Below are 17,338 nucleotides of genomic sequence, written 5' to 3' on the forward strand. Positions count from 1 at the left end.
AGCTAAATCTAAACTAGTGTCAAACCCTCATGAGCCAACTCTATCGACTCTATGGCGACATTGTTATCATCAGACTTCAGGCTTGGACCTTCAACCTTGATTGGCCAGGCATTTTTTATACTCCAGGACATAACCGGTGCGTGATCCTCATTCAACAAACTAATGGTAAGGTCCTTTCGCTCAGTTTTCCGCATGCTTGTAGTTTTGATCCACTTGAAGAACTCATTGTTCCCTGAATCTTCAACAATACCTCTCTTAAGTGTGATATTGCTGTACTTCTTTAATCCTGCCAATTTAATTTTGGTGAACTCCGGACTGAATCCATCTCTATATTCTATTACATCATTTTCAACTGTGAGTCCGGAAGCTTCCGAAAACCCGATAGCGCTACCACCAAGGGTAACCTCGAAATGGAAAGCTGGTATTGGATATGCCATAAGTTTAGTTTTTAATTATTGAGTATTTATTTATGCTTCCTGGAGCTTGTGAGAAAATCGCAAGACAATGAATTCGGCAGGACGCACGGCTGCCATTCCAATTTCTATAATCATGCGACCTTCCAGGATATCTTGAGCCGTCATTGTGGTACCAAGACCTACATTGACAAAATAGGCTTGATCTGGCGATGATCCCGCCAACGCTCCGTCTCTCCATAGTCCGGTCAGGAAGTTTTCTATCATTGATTTGACTTTGATCCAGGTATTGGCATCATTGGGTTCAAATACCGCCCAGTGGGTAGATTTCTTAACCGATTCTTCGACCATGTTAAAAAAGCGTCGAACAGGTACATACCGCCATTCATTGTCATTCCCGGCCAGTGTACGCGCACCCCAAACAAGTGTTCCCTTGCCAACAAATGATCGGATGGCGTTGATGGATTTCCCTCCATTCACATCCACATTCAGGCTTTCCTGGTCTTTGTCATCGATCTTAAGTGTAGGTTTAATTACTCCATTCAAGCTGACATTGGCTGGTGCTTTCCACACCCCCCGATCACCATCTACCGCGGCATAAATACCAGCAATAGCCCCGCTTGGAGGAATTACCACTGTGTCTTTATCCAACTCTTTTTTGATCTTATTGTATAGAGAGGTTCTTGAGGTTTTTAGTGTTGCCAGCGTAACATCTGAAGCTACTAGTGTTGTATCTAATTTTCTGACCACCGAATCTCCCTCACCCAATTCGTTAATTAGAAAAGTACCTTTCTCCGTAAACCCTGCCCAGTCCGTCACCACCTCTTTCCCAGTTGTCCCTTTTTCAACAGTTATTGTTAATTGATCTAGTTCATTGGTCCTTTCTACTGTAAAATCTGCTTTCTTATCACCAGCCACGGTTCCTACATTGATTTTGATTTTAGGTGAATAAACCTTATCAACAGTTCTGCTGGGATCTTCGGGAGTTGGATCTGGTACAGTCTCAATTGGAGTTGGTATCGTAAAAATCACCTCAATGGCACCTGGAATTGTATAATCAAATTCAGCGGAATTCGCATCACCCACACCTTCTACTGTCAGCGTACTTTCATCAATTCGTTTTTTCAGAATCGTCTTTAGGTTGGGATAATAACCTGCCCCATATTTAAGATCCTGAGTACCCATTCCGTTCCTAAATGCTAAAACGGTATCATCACCAGGTTCGCCATGGATGTCCAGTACTGCAAACCTATCTTGAAGATTAGCGCACTGAGCTACAGAATTTTGAGCCAAGGCATAATACTCATTGATACTTGTTAGATTGATCGCATCAGTAAGAAGAATAATGGTAGGTTCATCTTCCTTAGCTAATTCCTTCAATCCTTCATCAAAATCACCTTTAGATATTGTTCCTTCAGCATTGTAACCTCCAATGGAAACAATGTAACAATCTCCACCTCCATTATTAAAAAACATTTCCAAGTGGTGAAATAGTAAATAACTTAGAGGTTTAACTGTGTCAATTTTCACATCCCCATCCAGTTCAACTGTCGCTTGATATTCTACTTTTTGAGAACCACCAAACAGCTCCTGATATTCCAGTAAGGAACCTATTCGTGTAGGTTTTAAAGTGAGATCTTCACCTTCATCATCTGCTTTTTCCGTGTACCCGATAAAGGCCGGAATGGCGGTCTCTACCTGGGCCACAGATGCCGGAAAAGTAGAAATCTCTTCTACGTATACTCCGGGTGTTTTGTACGTTGACGCCATTGTCTATTCGTTTTTAATTGGTTGTATATTTTTTACTTAATTTCTTCAGTTTCCCTATCCAAAGTCTCCTGAATCATTCCTTCTTTTAAATCATCCAAAGAAGCTTGTGATCCATAGGGGGATGCATTTCGCGATCCAACCAAAATCTTGTCTTCACCTATGATACCCACTTGCTCCAGATCATGATCAGAGGTAATGGTGATCATCTTCATCTTGTATATCAGGGAAGGGGCATACTTAGCACCCAGAGCTCCCCACAGTTGATTGATTTGCTCGAAACTCGGTGTATGTAATTCAAAAATTAGTCTGGCTTGTATCGTCACTGATCCTTGAATAAGGCCTGGTGTAAAAACCCTTTCTTGTTGAAAAAAACTAACAATATGTGTTAGTGATTTAAGTGCTTCTACATAGTGTTTGAAATGATTAACAAAGAGTATGTAGAGGTTAAGATTTATATCAGCGTTACGCTTTACATATCCATTCTCACTTTCCACATACTTAAATGCCTGATGATTGGTAATCTTCTCCTCCTCTACATTTATCAAGGAACATAGAATTTTATCCTCCGGCAAATGATCAATACTGCCATCCTGTTTTACTAGGTTCGCAAGAGTGACTTTTTTCTCACTACCAGTTTCATCTTCGGTTTTTACCTTGATGTAATTAGAAAGTTCAGTACATATGTATTCAAGAGCTGGGTGAATCATTCTGCTATGTGTACCTTTTCTATATGTTCGATTAAAACTTATATGAAGGTATGGATAGCTTTTATAGCAGCGAATAAGGTTTTATGTAGGGGTGTTTTTTCTTTATAAAAACTTGGTATTTCTTTCTAATACACAAGTAATTATTGAAACCTTTATCGTTATTACCTTTTCAAAAGGAATGAATAACATCGATTTCGCAAATAGCGTGGACAAGACTTCTTTTATCAAGCATGGGACAGGCTTCTCTTCAAATTAAACAAAAAGCCTCAGATTTCTCTAAGGCTGTCTAGTATAGTAGGGAGGACAAAGACCCGGCGTGGGTCGCTCGAACCACTGTGGTGGGCCGTCTGTGACCTTCGGGTCATGAGAATGTTTTTATTTTATACTTATTTCCTTCATCAACACTTGGGTACTCTTAGCATCTCTGATTCCTGAAAAACCAGGTTGTTTACCTCCTACACTTATAATCATCTTCTTAGGATTTGATGATGGATTGCCATCTGCATTAAAGATTTGTAGTTCCTTTTCTCTTACTTCTATGATTACCTTCTTGGTTTCTCCTGGCGCTAGTTTCACTCTTTGAAAAGCCACTAACGTTTGATTTGGGCTGTCATATAATTCTTCATATTTAGAATAAACTTGAATCACTTCTTCACCTGCCACTTCACCTATATTGGATACCTCTACTCTCACTTGCAAAGGGTTTCCATTTTCTAAAATTGAAGGAATCTCCAAATTGGCATAAGTAAAATTGGTATAGCTAAGTCCATGTCCAAATGGAAAAAGAGGTTCTTCTCTAAAGTACTTGTATGTCCTATTTGTCATGTCATAAGACTTGAAATCAGGGAGATCCGCTACTGATTTGTAATAAGTAACCGGAAGTTTTCCTGATGGATTATAGTCTCCAAAGAGTATATCTGCTATTGCATTTCCTCCAAACTCTCCTGGATACCATGCCTCAACAATGGACGGGATTTTTTCAGCTGCATAGTTCACGGCAAGTGCGCTACCATTCATTAATACCACAATCACAGGCTTACCTGTTTCCACTACCGCTTTTAAAAGCTGACGTTGAGTCTTGGACAATTGAATATCAGACCGGTCTCCTTTATCAAATCCTTCTAATACAACTGGCATTTCTTCACCCTCTATGTCAGGACTGAGTCCTAAAAACAGGATTGCTACATCTGACTGTTTCACCGCCTTCAAAGCAGGTGATAGCAAATCTTCTCCCAACTTGGCCCATAATAATTGTATTTGTGGATCTGTATGAAAATTGGAATAGTCTATTTGTATATCAATAGGCTTATCTTTTTCTAGGATGATATCATAGTATTTCATAGACGGTTGATGATCGTCTTTAAACTCAATCACCTGTTCGCCATTGAGATACATCTTACCCACATTACATGCCCTAAGACCTAAGCGATATTCGCCACTTTTCGGAGCTATCAGTTGCCCTTCCCATCGAACAGAAAACGTGTCTGACTTGACCTGAGCCATTGGTCTCTCTACCCAAGTAAAATTCACTTCTTCATCTATTCTTTCCATAGACGGCTCACCTCCACAGTTGCTGTTGGCGTAGTATTTTCCCTTCAATCCTGTGTTACCTTCTGATTGTAAGTTTTCGTTTGGTATAGGCGTTAGAAGTGGCCATCCATCGGCGATATAAGATCCTTTCTCATACAAAATATTTGCATTTGGAAGCTTATTCTGAATACCCATCAATGGAGTGATATTGTTCGTAGAGGTCCCATGATAGTTTCCTAACAATGCCTGGCGCGTATCGGCATTAGGTCCAATAACCGCAATTGTTTGCAAGTCTTTACTCAGAGGCAGCATGTTCTCATCATTTTTAAGTAATACAATGGATTCTCTAGCTGCTTTTAAGGAGAGAGCAGCATGTTTACTACTTCGTACTACGTCATACGGAATTTTCGAATATGTCACTAACGAAGGATCATCAAACATTCCAAGCTTAAACCTGGCTGTCATCAATCGAACTAACGCTTTATCGACTTCTCCTTCATCAATCATCTCTGCAAGTACCGCCTCCGATAGGTTGGGATCAAATGTGCTTCCACAATTCAAATCTGTCCCCTGCTTCACTGCCAGTGCAGAAGCTTCTTCAGGACTATTAGAAACTCCGTGTCTTTCAGGTATATAGAAGTCATTGATTGCCCAGCAGTCTGAAACCACGTAACCCTTAAATTTCCAATTTTTTCTAAGAATTGAATCCAATAACAAATTACTTCCACAGCATGCCTCGTCTCGATAACGATTATATGCGCACATGATGGACTGCACATTTGCTTCTTTAATTGTTGCCTCAAAAGCTGGTAAGTACGTTTCGTATAAGTCTTTATTAGAGGTTTGATAATTATCCTCGTGTCTGGATTTTTCTGGTCCTGAATGCACTGCAAAATGCTTAGCAGTAGCCACTACTTTTAGATAGTTCTCATCATTCCCCTGTAAGCCATTGATGAAATTGACCGCCATTCTACTCGTTAGAAAAGGATCTTCTCCATATGTCTCTTGTCCTCTACCCCATCTAGGATCGCGGAAAATATTGATATTGGGCGTCCAAAAAGTTAATCCTTGATAAATTCCTCTTTTGTTTTCACTAATAAAACGATGGTGTTTTGCTCTAGCTTCATCAGAGATCGCTTCTCCAATCTTCATCATCAATTCTCTGTCCCATGTTGCTCCCATACCTATAGCCTGAGGGAAAACAGTAGCCTCTCCCGCTCTACCCACTCCATGCAGGCATTCATTCCACCAATTATATTGCGGCACATCAAGACGCGGTATGGCGGGTGCATCATACTTCATTTGAGATACTTTTTCGCTCAGAGTCATTTCAGCCACCAAACTTTGCGACCTTTCTAAGGCAGTGAGCTCTGGGTTCTCAAAGTCATAAGTATACCTTTCTGCTGTAGTACATGATATCGTAAGACCCAGTATTAAGGTCAAGGTAAAAATCTGTACTGTATCAATGTATGAATACTTTTTCATTCGTATTTTCAAGTCTTATTTTATCTGTTCTACTGTGAGTGCCGAGAAATATTAATTAAGAAAAATTCTTCCAACTACTTTAAAATCATCATCAGCCATCAACTACAATATAGCAGTAAAAATAAACTGAATTTGATGTCACATGTTCCGAACATGTGGGGGTGATGTGTCGCTTCCTCAGGTCTATTGGTCATGTTAATTAAGTACATATCTATCTTTCAAGATTCAATCCTTGTATAGCTTCTACATAAAGTCCAAATTGAAAACACCTTCGAGAGGGGAGATTTGAGTTCAATTAACATCATTTAATGGGATGAGTTAATGAAATAAGAGCGCTATGATTAGTTGCGTTTTAAAAGTGTTTCACTAAACCCCGATTCATTAAACTCCCACAATCTGGTAGATTACAAATTCCCCAAGGTTTTATTTCTTCTATAATGATGCTAAGGCTTTATTCAAACATAAGAATCCTTGCCAAGAAACTAATCAACCAGTAAGTCAATCGCCAACCTGCTTACAGAAGACGAAAAGCTGGAATAAGCTATATAAGTTCGGTCTTAATTATTCACCTATGTTCTCTAGTGGCTCTGCAAATGTGAGGTAGTAGCCATTGACATCTCTCACTGTAAACTGTCTCATGCCTTGAGGTGTATCTTTCAATGTAACAACTACATCTAAAGATGAATATAGGTGATTGTAGAATTCGCTAATATCAGTCACCATAATAACTAGTGTCAGTCCTCCAGCAGGATCATCGTGACGTAATTCGGGTATCTCCTTTTTGAGGCTTTCTTCACTTTGAAACATGATTTCTACATTTCCCTTTTTTACTTTGGCTTTCCTAAATTCTTCACCCGATTCTGGCCAAGTACTCACTGTATCAAATCCAAGGACTCCATGGTAGTAGTTGAGGGTAAGGGAAATATCCTCTACCATCAAATTAGGGATAAGTTTTTCTAGTTTCATATTGGTATTTTTTTGACTGAATACGTTCATCTACAATGGCTGATTTACTTACAAATCACTTTTCTTTTAATCCTAGTGAAATCATTTCTTGTTTGATGGCATCAATCCTTTTGAAGTATAATTTTTTTATTCCGTCACCGATCTGGATAGTTCTATTCTGTAAAACAGAAATTAGAAAATTCAATTCAAGCGCTAGCTTGCTTATTTTCTTTTCATGATATATTTGTCTGGTCATTACTATTCTTATGACTTAATCTCCTATTAAAAGTCACAGGATAGAGTGAAATATTTTTTGAGTAATCCTGCAAATGGCCAAAAGATTATCAATGATCGTTATCATTTTTTTTCTCAATTTCAATGCGAACCTTAACAGCTCTAATCCCATTTATTTCGAGAATTTCTACTTGAACTCCTTCATCTAGTTCGATCTTTTTATTCTTCTCCAATTTATGACCCTCTTTTTCCACAATCAGTCCTGATAGGGTATCTGCGTCTTCTGCGCTAAGGTTGAGTTTGAATCGCTCGTTGATATCATCAATTTGGACATCTCCATTCACAATGAATTTACCGTCTTTTTGTTCGACAATTTCAGGCTCTTCAATATCAAACTCATCTTGCATACTACCGACCAATTCTTCCAATAAGTCTTCCAGTGTGACAATCCCCAAAACTGTTCCATATTCGTCTTGGACAAAAGCAAGGTGCTGACGTGCACTTCTGAACTCCTGTAGCAGTTTGCTAAGCAAGATGTTTTCGGGAACCATCATGGAAGACCTAGCTACTTCTTTCAGATCTACGGTATCATTTTGATTATACCCTACAATGTCTTTTATATGGACTACTCCCAAAACTTTATCCAGGGAGTCATCACATAAAGGGAAGCGGGTGTGCCGTGATGCTCGTGCAAACTCAAGGTTCTTGAGAAATGAATCGTTGACATCAAGGAATTCTACTTCGTTTCTGGGTTTAAGAATTTGCTTAGCCACTGTATCGTCAAATTTGAAAACTGCATTGAGTAAACGATGCTCATTTTTTGTCAGTTCTCCTTTGGCGTAGGCTATACTCAAAGAAGCCTGAATTTCTTCTTCGGAAAGTGGGGTGTCATGCTCATCAGACTCATCAATTCCAAGCCGTCTGAGAATGACATTCGTGATGCCATTTAGAACATACATAAATGGATATAGCACCATATAGAATCCTTTCAATAGCAATGCCGAGCCTAAAAAAACGGGGACAGGCTTCCTGATTGCATAGATTTTAGGGACTTGCTCTCCAATTACAATATGGAATGCTGTGATCGTAGTAAAGGCGATTGTAAAGGCAATTCCATGAACAACGTTTTCCGAATTGATACCAAGGTCATGTATTAGAGGGGTGATCAGGTTAGCAATGGCAGGTTCACCTATCCAGCCTAATGCAAGTGATGCCATGGTAATTCCAAGCTGACATGCTGAGAGTGCAAGATTCTGACGCTTGAATAACCACATAGCAGTTGTAGCAAAAGGCTGCTTTTCTCTAATCATTTTCTTGATCTTACTTTTGGTAAGCTTGACTAATGCAAACTCCGCTGCTACAAAAAATCCATTTAGAATAATAAAGATGACGGTCAATCCAATTTTGATTCCGTCCATTGTATAGTTAGGTCCTGCTTCCATTGAAGTTTAGGTTTGTTCGTGATTTGAAATTGCTGTTGAAGTATAGCGATCCACTTCATCCATTGAATGTAGCCAATAGCTCGATGAATAGATGGTAATAGTGGTTTTATCTGAATCTATCTTTGAATCAAAATGCCAAATAATTCCCTCTGACTCAGGAAAAGGCTTGCCATCAACCTGCTCGTCAAATAGCCTATTGATCACGGCATGATCGTCCATACCATTCGCAAGTAATCTTGCCAAAAAGGTATTATCTACTTTTGCTAAAGGTTCATTTTCTTTTGCCACCACCTCTATCACACATTTTACTGCATCAGTCTCCGGAAATTGGCCAGGAAATGACCACTTCAATAAAACTGCACAATCATAGAGTTCTTTATGAAGATTGATATCTGTGTACTCTTCCCACAGTATCTCATCCATCATTTCGTATGATAGATTTTGTATTTGACCTGCACTTAGCTTGTTGCCTAGTTTGAAACTTAACACTAGTACCGCCGCTTCATCTGCTTCAAGTTCTTGCAATGCCATGATTGTATAATGCCGTAGTTCATCTGAATCAAGCTTATCTAGGTCTTCAAAATCAGCGCTTTCCAGAATTTCTTTAAATTCCTCACTGCTCCAGGAATCAGGTAATTCGTGGACTTCTTCGAAGGAAAGAACCTTCACTTCGTATGTTAGTTTCATCAATAAATTTTCTATAACTATTAAGACTTCTTCATTTCAAAAAAGTCACAATCCTTACCCTGCGAGAGATTTTATTTAGCTTTGAATGAGAGGTTTTCCTCTTCCACATCAACTATGAATCGGGACTGAAGAAGTTTTCGCCCCAACAGTATTGGATAATTCATTTCAGTTCTATCTGTGAGAGAGAAAGATGTTTGGATTTTTCTTCCAAACAGAATTACGGTTGTTTTAATGATGTATCTTTTCTCTGAATGTCCATTAGAGCTTCGTATCTTTTTTTCAAAAAAATCTTGGGTCTGAAACACATTATCCCCCTTACTATTGTCAAGGGGGATATGAAAGCTTAGTTCCATAGAATCATTATTTTCGATAATTACAATATCGCGACAATGAATCGCTGACCTATTTGCTCCTGTATCAATCTTTGCTTCAATGTCATAAAGGTTAAAGTGAGGTAAATCAACTTTATCTACACCGCCAATTACTTTTTTCTGCATTTTCTTTTTTGATATTAAAACCTGGTCCTAGATGAGGATTAAGCTGTAGTTATGGTTGTTTTAAATTATTTTTTTATTTCATTCAGTATATCTGCAGCTCCATCGACTCCTTCTCTAAGAGATTTCTTTACAGAATCCGCAGCTTCTCCTCCAATGTCTTTTGCTGCTTCAAGTGCTGCAAGAATTGAATTCTTTGTAGCCTCTACAGTATCACCACCAACCTGCTTAACACCACTTATAGATCCTTTGACAGCTTCCACAGCAACTTCTCCAACATCAATTCCTAATTCCATTCCAGCATGAAGTGCTTGATTTACTGAGCCTTGTACAGCATCTTTTTGCTCTACTCCAGCACTCATTGATCCCTGAACAGCTCCCTCTACTATGCCTTTCACTAGTTTGATCGTACTAGTTCCTATAGCCGCAACTCCTTCAAAAGCTCCTTGCACTATTGATGCTGGCACTTGAATACCCTTTACTACTAAATCTGAAGTACTTTTGATTGTTGTAATTGCCAGATCCTTTATAGACCCAACAATTGAACTTCCTAAATCTGCACTTCCGGATAAGGCTCCTTTTACTCCACCTTTTACTCCGTTAACTACGTTTGATAAAATGTTTGACATGATTTTTTTCGTTTATGGTTTAAAATGATTGTTAGAATATTCTTATGATGCGATATTTTCAGTTTCTCCCAATGTGCATGAGTGCATCTCCTCGATTCACCACAGGGTTATTGTTCACAGCGATGATATGTCCATTAAACTGGCTTTTGACACTTTTTTCGAATTCACCAAAAGGCCCAGCAATGATTCCTACTTTTTGTCCTTTTTCGACTATTTCTCCTGGGCGAACAAAAGAGTAGTATAACCCTCCGGCTTTTGACCTAAGCCATGAAGATGAACTGATGCGAATGCTTTGGTGAACAGGTTCAGGGGCTTCTTTTCTCATCCCTAAATACTTCATGACCCTTAAAGCCCCATTTACACCCTCGTCGATAGAGTTTTTTCTCAGGCGTTGGGATTCGCCTGCTTCATACACAAGAATATGTTTTCCTCGTTTGGCAGCCTCCTTCCGTAAGGATTTTTCTCGAAAAGGTGAATGGATGATGTATTTAGCGCCAAAGGCTTCTGCCAACTTAAGATTTTCCGCTACATCCATTTGACCCCTTATCTGTGGAAAGTTGTTGATGCGTGATCCTCCGGTGTGAAAATCAAGTCCAAAATCTATCAGCGGTAGAATTTCATTCCTAAAATGGAATGCGATCTGACTCGCCAGACTACCACTTCTTGTTCCAGGAAATGAGCGATTGACATCTTTCCCGTCTGGTACTTGTCTGGAGAAGTTGAGAAAACCATAAACATTTAAGATTGGGATACATATAGTCGTTCCGATTTCAACTTTATGAAGTTTTTGACTAATTATTCGCCTAACAATCTCTACCCCATTAATTTCATCTCCATGCATTCCTCCCATTAGCAAGAGAGTTGGGCCCGGCTTTTTGGAACGCGAAACCACTATGGGTATATCAATTTGTGTTCTTGTTGGTAGACGAGAGATAGTGGCCAGAATTTGTTTGTCTTTCCCAGATTCAATAATCTGACCAGCTATTTTAAAATCTTCCATTAAGCTTTACTTATCTTTTAGTTGTCGTTACTTATTCTGGTTCAACTCAATGTATTCAACAATCTTTCCCGCAATATCAACCCCGGTAGCATTTTCTATTCCTTCTAAACCAGGAGAGGAATTAACCTCCAGCACTAAAGGTCCACGTTCGGATTGCAGCATATCCACACCGGCAATCGCTAGTCCCATACTTTCAGCTGCCTTAAGAGCAGTCTCTTTTTCCTTCGCACTCAATTCAATTAAATTGGCTTGTCCACCTCTATGAAGATTGGATCTAAACTCACCTTCTTTCCCCTGTCTTTTCATTGCTCCTACGATTTCGCCATTTACAATAAATACACGTATATCAGCACCACCTGCCTCTTTGATGAATTCTTGTAAAATAACCCGTGTCTTGAGGCTATCGAAAGCTTCTACCACTGATTTTGCTGCTTTATCTGTCTCAGCTAGCATAACTCCTAAGCCCTGAGTTCCTTCAAGCAGTTTAATAACCACCGGAGCTTGCCCTATATGTTTCAAGATATTATTTTCCTCCTTGCTGCTATTCGTAAATGCTGTTTTAGGCATTCTGACACCCGAACGTGACAGAATTTGAAGACTTCTCAATTTATCTCTTGACCTTGTGATCGCTTGTGACTCAACAGCTGTGAAAACTTTCATCATTTCAAACTGCCTAACTACAGCGGTTCCATAGAAGGTCACTGAAGCTCCAATTCTTGGGATAACAGCATCTATATTATCAAGTTTGTCTCCTTTATAATAAATCACAGGCCCTGAATCTTCCATTATGATGTCACACTTTAGATGATCCACTACCATTGCTTCATGGCCTCTTTTTTCGATTGCTTCAATCAATCGTCTGGTTGAGTAGAGTTTAGGGTTTCTGGAAAGAACTGCGATTTTCATAGTTTATAGTTTTGAATTAGTAATTTGATTTATTTAAAATATGCCTAGAGCGGATCCGAGTAAGGTTGCTAAGCCAAGGAAACTTAAGAATCCCATGATATCTGTGACCGTAGTAAGAACAATAGAAGAAGACTGAGCGGGATCTTGCCCAAAAGCTTTTAAGACAATAGGTACCACTGCTCCGGAGAATCCGGCTATGACCATCGATAGTATCATGGAGGTTCCAATGACCAAAGAAATACCAAAGGAAGAGGCCCAGAAATAGGCTATGATTGATGTAGTAAGTGCTACAGCTATTCCATTAATAAAACCCACCGCCACTTCTTTACGAGCCACCTTCCACCATTGACTCGTTTGTATTTCCCTTAAAGCGAGTCCTCGCATAGTAACTGCTAGTGCTTGCGATCCGGTGTTACCTGATTGCCCGGCAACCACTGGTAGAAATACGGCTAAGACAGTAACCTGAGCAATGGTTTCCTCAAAAGCACCCACAATCGAAGCTGCCAGAAATGCTGTTGCAAGATTAATCTGAAGCCAGGGCAGTCTCTTCTTTACAGCGAACAAAGGAGTTGATAATGCTCTTTCCTCTCTACCTGCACCAAACATGGCTAGTACGTCTTCAGAAGCATCTTTTTGGGTAGCTGCTATCAACGCACTATTGCGAATAATTCCCAATATATGATTGTCAATATCTACTACAGGAAGGTTGATAATCTTCCCTTCTTCAAAGAGCTTCACAGCTTCTTCCGCCGGTGACATTACGGACACACTTTCACATGGGACCACCAATTCTGCCAATGTCATTTCCGGTGTTGATATGGCGATGGTTTGAATGAATACTTTTCCAAGAAGCCTCCCTTTGTTATCGGTGACATAGATATTCACCATTTTCTTATCCCCAATCGATCTCAGTTTGTTCAATACTTGATCTACCGTATTCTGTGACTGGAACGTGATGATTCGGGTATCCATCAAATAGCCAGCAGCCTGAGGTGGGTAGGAAAGCATTTCCCGAATGCTTTTTGATTTTTTTTCTGAAAGTAGCCCTAATCTTTTTTCTAAAAGGGATGATTTGACACGTGATAATAGTTTTGCTGCTAAGTATGGATCTATTGCATCGAAAAGCGATAAAAAGATGCTTTCCTCCATGCTCTCTATTACATTGGCCACTACGTCAGGGCTAAGGTTGCTTAGTATCTCTTCTGAAACATCTAGTGGTTGATCCTTAAGGTATTCTACTATTTCTTCTGAGGTGAAAGCATTGAGCGTTGCTGCCACTTCTGCTGGAAATAATTGAATGTATTTATCTACTAGCCCACTTTTGATCTCTGTTAGTTCCATAGCTTTTGGCAATTAAGGTTTTAGGTTTGATTCCGCACTCCCTAGCAGGCTAGTCAGCCCGATTGTAAATAACTCACCCAAAGCATTCCCTGCTTTTATAGCCGAGTTGTCTATTGTTGCTTTGCTGGATTTAAATTCTGCTAAAGAGACCCTTGACACGGTCCCAATAAATTCTCTATTTACTTTCACTACTGGCAAATCAATGAATGCATGATCCCAATTTTCAAGTAGATCCTTTGCATTCATATCTGCAAAGACTGTTCGTGGAACCTTTTTCATGACTGTTTGAATGGTTCTATTTGGATCATTTGTGATCAACTCATTCACTTCCAGGTATCCGACAAGTTTTTTCTCATCATCGAGGACAAAGACGTGTGGTTTGACAACTGCTTTACTACTCTTGATAAGATGTAAAGCCTTTTCTATTTTCATGTTTACCGGTAGCGTAAAAACATAGGGCTCGAGGTGGGCACCTACCAGATCTTTGTCAAAGGCAAGTGCTCGCTTTAAGTATTTAGCTCTTTCTGGTTGAACTCCGTTGAGTATTTGAGTGCTTATGGATTTTTCACATATCCTTAGAATTGCTTCAGCATTCGAAAGGGACAGGTGATCCATACAGGCTATGGCTCGCTCAGGTGTGATCCTTTCTAGTGCCTTACCAGATTTGTATGGAAGCAATCGTGATAAAATGACCATAGACTGATCGAGTGATAAGGTTTCGATCAATAGGGCAATTTCCTCAGTTTCAAGCTCATTAATTGAAGCTATTGCGATTTCAGGGTGGCTGGAGAGAAACTGATCGATCAGGAGTTGGTCGTTATTCATTTCGATTCATCTTTGATGACAGTGATTCTGGTTTCATTGAATTCTTTAGCAGGAACTACCACTAAGCCAAGACTTGTTTCTAGCGAAATGGCATGATCTGTGATTTTGACTATGGTGCCCTCTAGATCACCCAACCTGATGGTGGTCCCTATCTGGTGAGACTTTCGCACATAATAAGATCCAAGAATATTGCTTACAGAAGTTTTGGCCCCTAAACCAAAAGCAAGTGAAGCACCAAACAGCAAAGAGGCGAGAATGATGATAAAGAGATTGGTCAGGAACACAATATTCACACCCAATTGACCGACAGCAATGACAATCGCAATAAATATGACTAAATACCTGAGTGTTTTCCCTAAAAATTTACCATTGGCAATACCTGTTCTGGATGCAGCTGAATGAATAAGGTCACCAAGTAGTCTTCCGGAAACAAGACCAATAAAAATGATAACTACAGCTGCTAGAATATTTGGGAGATAACTAACAATTTTATCAAACCACTCGCTAAAAAAATCAAGGCTCAAAATCCGGATTGCAATCAGAACGGAAATAGTAAGGATGATCCAGAAAAAAGTAGCTGCTATAAATGTCGCTGAGCTTTTAAAATCGACATTCACCGTTCCTTCTTGAAGCCTCTGGTTCAGACTTTTATTTAGGAAAAGAATAAAACGACGAACCAGTTTTTTAACAAGTCTTCCGATCACAAAGCCAATGAGAATGACAACAATGGCCATGATCAATCTGGGCAGCAAATCTGTAAAACTAGAAAGTAACGTACTCAGGAATGAGTCTATTTCTTCTTTCATGTGTGTGAGTTTAATTTCAATTGTCACATGGAATTCGCATTAAATCTTATCATCCTTTGGTTGATTTATAAGGATTCTAGATTTATGCTCGTTTCATATAGAGTCAGTAATTTTTCAATTGCTACCTTATGACTCCAGGTTATATAAAAAGTCACATTTTATTTACAAATCATCTTTAGGAGGAGTAGGATCTACCATCTTGCCAGCTGTATGTGCCATATCTATTGAAAACAGTTTACCAACATCTGTAATCAGGAGAGCGGAGTTAATGGTCGCCATCACCTCATCCTTTAATTCAGGTGGAAGTTCCTCAACATTATTTATGAGCTTGAAAGGATTCAGTCGCTCATTTGCTTCTGGCATTTGGTTATTTTCCTTGCTCATAGAGTTCCATCAATTTAGTTTTCGTCCTCTTCAATTTCATTTTCACAGCACTGACACCAGAACCTGTTAATTCAGCTATTTCCTTGATAGAAAATCCGTCCTGATACTTCATCAATAAAAGTGACTTCTCCGTAGGACTAAGCTTTTCTAATAACAAATACAGTGTCTCAACACTAAGGCCTAATATTTCTGTATCAGTGGGTGATTTATTTGCATCACTTTCTTCTTCTAATCGTATCTCCTCTGCCATATTCATCAATTTTTTATGCTTTACCTGATGATCTACACAGTGATTGTAGGTAATCGCATAAACCCAGGTTGAGAATTTTGATTTTTTGTTAAAGCCTGAAAGGTTTAGGTAGATTTTTAAGATTATATCATGTACTACATCTTTTGCCTCTTCTTCATTTTTTGTAAAACTCAAACACTTCTGAAAGACCTTCAATGCATACCGATCATATAGCTCCTCAAAGTATCCAGAGTGTCTTGTTTCCAGAAGCAGGTCGATGATTTGGTCATCGGAAAAATTCCTTAACTCATGTTTTTCATGGAATTTCAATTGCAGTAGGTCAATGTCTGGAATTACTTTAGTTTGACAGTTTCGGTAAGTAACCTTTTTACAGGAACAATCACTACCCCTGAACTGGTCTTTAGGGTACAAGATGTGATATCTATTTTCTCAATCGTTCCTTTGAGATCATTCATCTCCAATTCTTGACCCACCTTAAAGTTACTTTTAGTGTAGAATGAAGAAAGGATGTTTGTTAGAATATCTCTGGATCCAAGTCCGAACGAGACTGCAAAAGCCAGAATGATTCCACCAATAATTATGGTAACATTAGAAGTCACTAATGCTGTATCCACTCCTGCCTGATTGAGGGAGGTAATAGTGACTATAACCAAAATGAGATAGAAAGCGAATCCGCTAATGGCTCGAAAGGATAAAACACCAAGTGATTCTAAGATACTTCTTAACCCTTTTCTAACAATTGAAGCAATGTAAAAGCCGACCACAAAAATAACAATGGCGCTAAATAGTTGAGGAAGGTAAGAGATAAGGTCACTGATCGATTCTGAGACTACAGTCCAACCAAGTGTATCAGATGCTGTCACGAAAAAGAGTAAAATGATTACCCAGTAAACAAATTTTCCAACCACAATAGAGGGTGTGATCTTTAGGTCAGTCCCGCTTAATAACTCGTCTAGATTTAATTTTTCTGATAGTTTGTCAAACTGCAGAGCTTTTAAAGTTTTTCTTACAATGAAGGAAACAATTCGAGCAACAGCCCATCCAAGCAAAATGAGAAAGAGCGCACCCAAAATATTCGGAAGTGCAGACATGAAGCTTTCACCTAAAGCAACTAGAGATTGAAAGCCTACTTGAGTTAGATCAGTAATTTTTTCCATGATTTTTAGTATTAATGTAAGACTTATTTGTGACTCGGAATTTGGGAAAAGTCACATTTTCATAAAGAAGTTATTTGAACTCTTTGTAAACAGAGTCGATAAAATCACATCAGTTTTAACAATCTCTGGTTTTGTGAGACTCTTATTCAAAGATCCAGAATATAATTCTATAATTATCTAGGCATTTTAAAGTTAATCTCTTCAAAACGGCTCAAAACGTACACTTTTGTTTAGCCTTGAGCATAAAAAAGGCAGCTACTTAAATGTAGCTGCCTGATTTTCTAGTAGCGGGGACTAGACTTCCCGTATCAAGTACGGGACAGGCTTCTCGTC

At 39.1% G+C, this 17,338-nt stretch carries 17 protein-coding genes; all 17 read right to left on the reverse strand.

Features of this window, described 5'->3' with window-relative positions:
* Window positions 1-8: 8 nt before the first annotated feature.
* The 17 genes from ABJQ32_10210 to ABJQ32_10290 all read right to left on the reverse strand — a co-directional run bounded on the left by ABJQ32_10210 (window position 9) and on the right by ABJQ32_10290 (window position 17,005).
* Window positions 9-437 carry a phage tail protein gene (locus tag ABJQ32_10210; protein MEP5290015.1) on the reverse strand — a complete coding sequence of 143 codons (429 nt, stop codon included), beginning with the start codon at window positions 435-437 and terminating at the stop codon, window positions 9-11.
* A gap of 30 nt (window positions 438-467) precedes the next feature.
* Window positions 468-2,183 (reverse strand): phage tail sheath C-terminal domain-containing protein, encoded by a 1,716-nt coding sequence (locus ABJQ32_10215; GenBank protein MEP5290016.1) that lies wholly within the window; start codon window positions 2,181-2,183, stop codon window positions 468-470.
* Between the two features lie 32 nt (window positions 2,184-2,215).
* A complete protein-coding gene (locus ABJQ32_10220) occupies window positions 2,216-2,890 on the reverse strand; it encodes a DUF4255 domain-containing protein (GenBank protein MEP5290017.1) in 675 nt (224 codons plus the stop codon).
* Window positions 2,891-3,265: 375 nt separating this feature from the next.
* Complete coding sequence (locus ABJQ32_10225) at window positions 3,266-5,905, reverse strand: glycoside hydrolase family 3 C-terminal domain-containing protein (protein MEP5290018.1); 2,640 nt, start codon at window positions 5,903-5,905, stop codon at window positions 3,266-3,268.
* 561 nt (window positions 5,906-6,466) lie between these two features.
* Entirely contained in the window at window positions 6,467-6,871 is a 405-nt protein-coding gene (locus tag ABJQ32_10230) for a VOC family protein (GenBank protein ID MEP5290019.1), read from the reverse strand.
* 323 nt (window positions 6,872-7,194) lie between these two features.
* A complete protein-coding gene (locus tag ABJQ32_10235; GenBank protein ID MEP5290020.1) occupies window positions 7,195-8,526 on the reverse strand; it encodes a hemolysin family protein in 1,332 nt (443 codons plus the stop codon).
* A 6-nt stretch (window positions 8,527-8,532) separates the two neighbouring features.
* Window positions 8,533-9,213: a hypothetical protein gene (locus tag ABJQ32_10240; protein ID MEP5290021.1), complete on the reverse strand. Its 681-nt coding sequence runs from the start codon at window positions 9,211-9,213 to the stop codon at window positions 8,533-8,535.
* Between the two features lie 71 nt (window positions 9,214-9,284).
* Window positions 9,285-9,710, reverse strand: coding sequence for a RimK/LysX family protein (locus ABJQ32_10245; GenBank protein ID MEP5290022.1), 426 nt, complete (start codon window positions 9,708-9,710; stop codon window positions 9,285-9,287).
* Window positions 9,711-9,775: 65 nt separating this feature from the next.
* Entirely contained in the window at window positions 9,776-10,336 is a 561-nt protein-coding gene (locus tag ABJQ32_10250) for a hypothetical protein (GenBank protein MEP5290023.1), read from the reverse strand.
* Between the two features lie 58 nt (window positions 10,337-10,394).
* Window positions 10,395-11,336, reverse strand: coding sequence for a succinylglutamate desuccinylase/aspartoacylase family protein (locus ABJQ32_10255; protein MEP5290024.1), 942 nt, complete (start codon window positions 11,334-11,336; stop codon window positions 10,395-10,397).
* A gap of 27 nt (window positions 11,337-11,363) precedes the next feature.
* Window positions 11,364-12,242 carry a 30S ribosomal protein S6--L-glutamate ligase gene (rimK, locus tag ABJQ32_10260; GenBank protein MEP5290025.1) on the reverse strand — a complete coding sequence of 293 codons (879 nt, stop codon included), beginning with the start codon at window positions 12,240-12,242 and terminating at the stop codon, window positions 11,364-11,366.
* Between the two features lie 33 nt (window positions 12,243-12,275).
* Window positions 12,276-13,583 carry a magnesium transporter gene (mgtE, locus tag ABJQ32_10265; protein MEP5290026.1) on the reverse strand — a complete coding sequence of 436 codons (1,308 nt, stop codon included), beginning with the start codon at window positions 13,581-13,583 and terminating at the stop codon, window positions 12,276-12,278.
* Between the two features lie 12 nt (window positions 13,584-13,595).
* Window positions 13,596-14,408, reverse strand: a complete 813-nt coding sequence (locus ABJQ32_10270) for a CBS domain-containing protein (GenBank protein ID MEP5290027.1) — start codon at window positions 14,406-14,408, stop codon at window positions 13,596-13,598.
* A complete protein-coding gene (locus tag ABJQ32_10275; protein MEP5290028.1) occupies window positions 14,405-15,214 on the reverse strand; it encodes a hypothetical protein in 810 nt (269 codons plus the stop codon). Before ABJQ32_10275 ends, ABJQ32_10270 begins: the two co-directional genes overlap by 4 nt.
* 162 nt (window positions 15,215-15,376) lie before the next feature.
* Window positions 15,377-15,598: a hypothetical protein gene (locus ABJQ32_10280; GenBank protein ID MEP5290029.1), complete on the reverse strand. Its 222-nt coding sequence runs from the start codon at window positions 15,596-15,598 to the stop codon at window positions 15,377-15,379.
* Window positions 15,582-16,157 carry an RNA polymerase sigma factor gene (locus ABJQ32_10285; GenBank protein MEP5290030.1) on the reverse strand — a complete coding sequence of 192 codons (576 nt, stop codon included), beginning with the start codon at window positions 16,155-16,157 and terminating at the stop codon, window positions 15,582-15,584. Before ABJQ32_10285 ends, ABJQ32_10280 begins: the two co-directional genes overlap by 17 nt.
* Before the next feature lie 23 nt (window positions 16,158-16,180).
* Window positions 16,181-17,005 (reverse strand): mechanosensitive ion channel domain-containing protein, encoded by an 825-nt coding sequence (locus ABJQ32_10290; GenBank protein ID MEP5290031.1) that lies wholly within the window; start codon window positions 17,003-17,005, stop codon window positions 16,181-16,183.
* Window positions 17,006-17,338: the final 333 nt, after the last annotated feature.

The sequence above is a fragment of the Marinobacter alexandrii genome (genome assembly GCA_039984955.1).
Classification (GTDB): Bacteria; Bacteroidota; Bacteroidia; order Cytophagales; family Cyclobacteriaceae; genus Ekhidna.

Excerpts from the sequence above, each read along its gene's own strand:
- ABJQ32_10225 (MEP5290018.1), bottom strand. The coding sequence starts at position 5,905 with ATGAAAAAGTATTCATACATTGATACAGTACAGATTTTTACCTTGACC.
- ABJQ32_10245 (MEP5290022.1), bottom strand. The coding sequence starts at position 9,710 with ATGCAGAAAAAAGTAATTGGCGGTGTAGATAAAGTTGATTTACCTCAC.
- ABJQ32_10255 (MEP5290024.1), bottom strand. The coding sequence starts at position 11,336 with ATGGAAGATTTTAAAATAGCTGGTCAGATTATTGAATCTGGGAAAGAC.
- mgtE (MEP5290026.1), bottom strand. The coding sequence starts at position 13,583 with ATGGAACTAACAGAGATCAAAAGTGGGCTAGTAGATAAATACATTCAA.
- ABJQ32_10230 (MEP5290019.1), bottom strand. The coding sequence starts at position 6,871 with ATGAAACTAGAAAAACTTATCCCTAATTTGATGGTAGAGGATATTTCC.
- ABJQ32_10220 (MEP5290017.1), bottom strand. The coding sequence starts at position 2,890 with ATGATTCACCCAGCTCTTGAATACATATGTACTGAACTTTCTAATTAC.
- ABJQ32_10280 (MEP5290029.1), bottom strand. The coding sequence starts at position 15,598 with ATGAGCAAGGAAAATAACCAAATGCCAGAAGCAAATGAGCGACTGAAT.
- ABJQ32_10215 (MEP5290016.1), bottom strand. The coding sequence starts at position 2,183 with ATGGCGTCAACGTACAAAACACCCGGAGTATACGTAGAAGAGATTTCT.
- ABJQ32_10210 (MEP5290015.1), bottom strand. The coding sequence starts at position 437 with ATGGCATATCCAATACCAGCTTTCCATTTCGAGGTTACCCTTGGTGGT.
- ABJQ32_10240 (MEP5290021.1), bottom strand. The coding sequence starts at position 9,213 with ATGAAACTAACATACGAAGTGAAGGTTCTTTCCTTCGAAGAAGTCCAC.
- ABJQ32_10290 (MEP5290031.1), bottom strand. The coding sequence starts at position 17,005 with ATGGAAAAAATTACTGATCTAACTCAAGTAGGCTTTCAATCTCTAGTT.
- ABJQ32_10275 (MEP5290028.1), bottom strand. The coding sequence starts at position 15,214 with ATGAAAGAAGAAATAGACTCATTCCTGAGTACGTTACTTTCTAGTTTT.
- ABJQ32_10250 (MEP5290023.1), bottom strand. The coding sequence starts at position 10,336 with ATGTCAAACATTTTATCAAACGTAGTTAACGGAGTAAAAGGTGGAGTA.
- ABJQ32_10235 (MEP5290020.1), bottom strand. The coding sequence starts at position 8,526 with ATGGAAGCAGGACCTAACTATACAATGGACGGAATCAAAATTGGATTG.
- rimK (MEP5290025.1), bottom strand. The coding sequence starts at position 12,242 with ATGAAAATCGCAGTTCTTTCCAGAAACCCTAAACTCTACTCAACCAGA.
- ABJQ32_10270 (MEP5290027.1), bottom strand. The coding sequence starts at position 14,408 with ATGAATAACGACCAACTCCTGATCGATCAGTTTCTCTCCAGCCACCCT.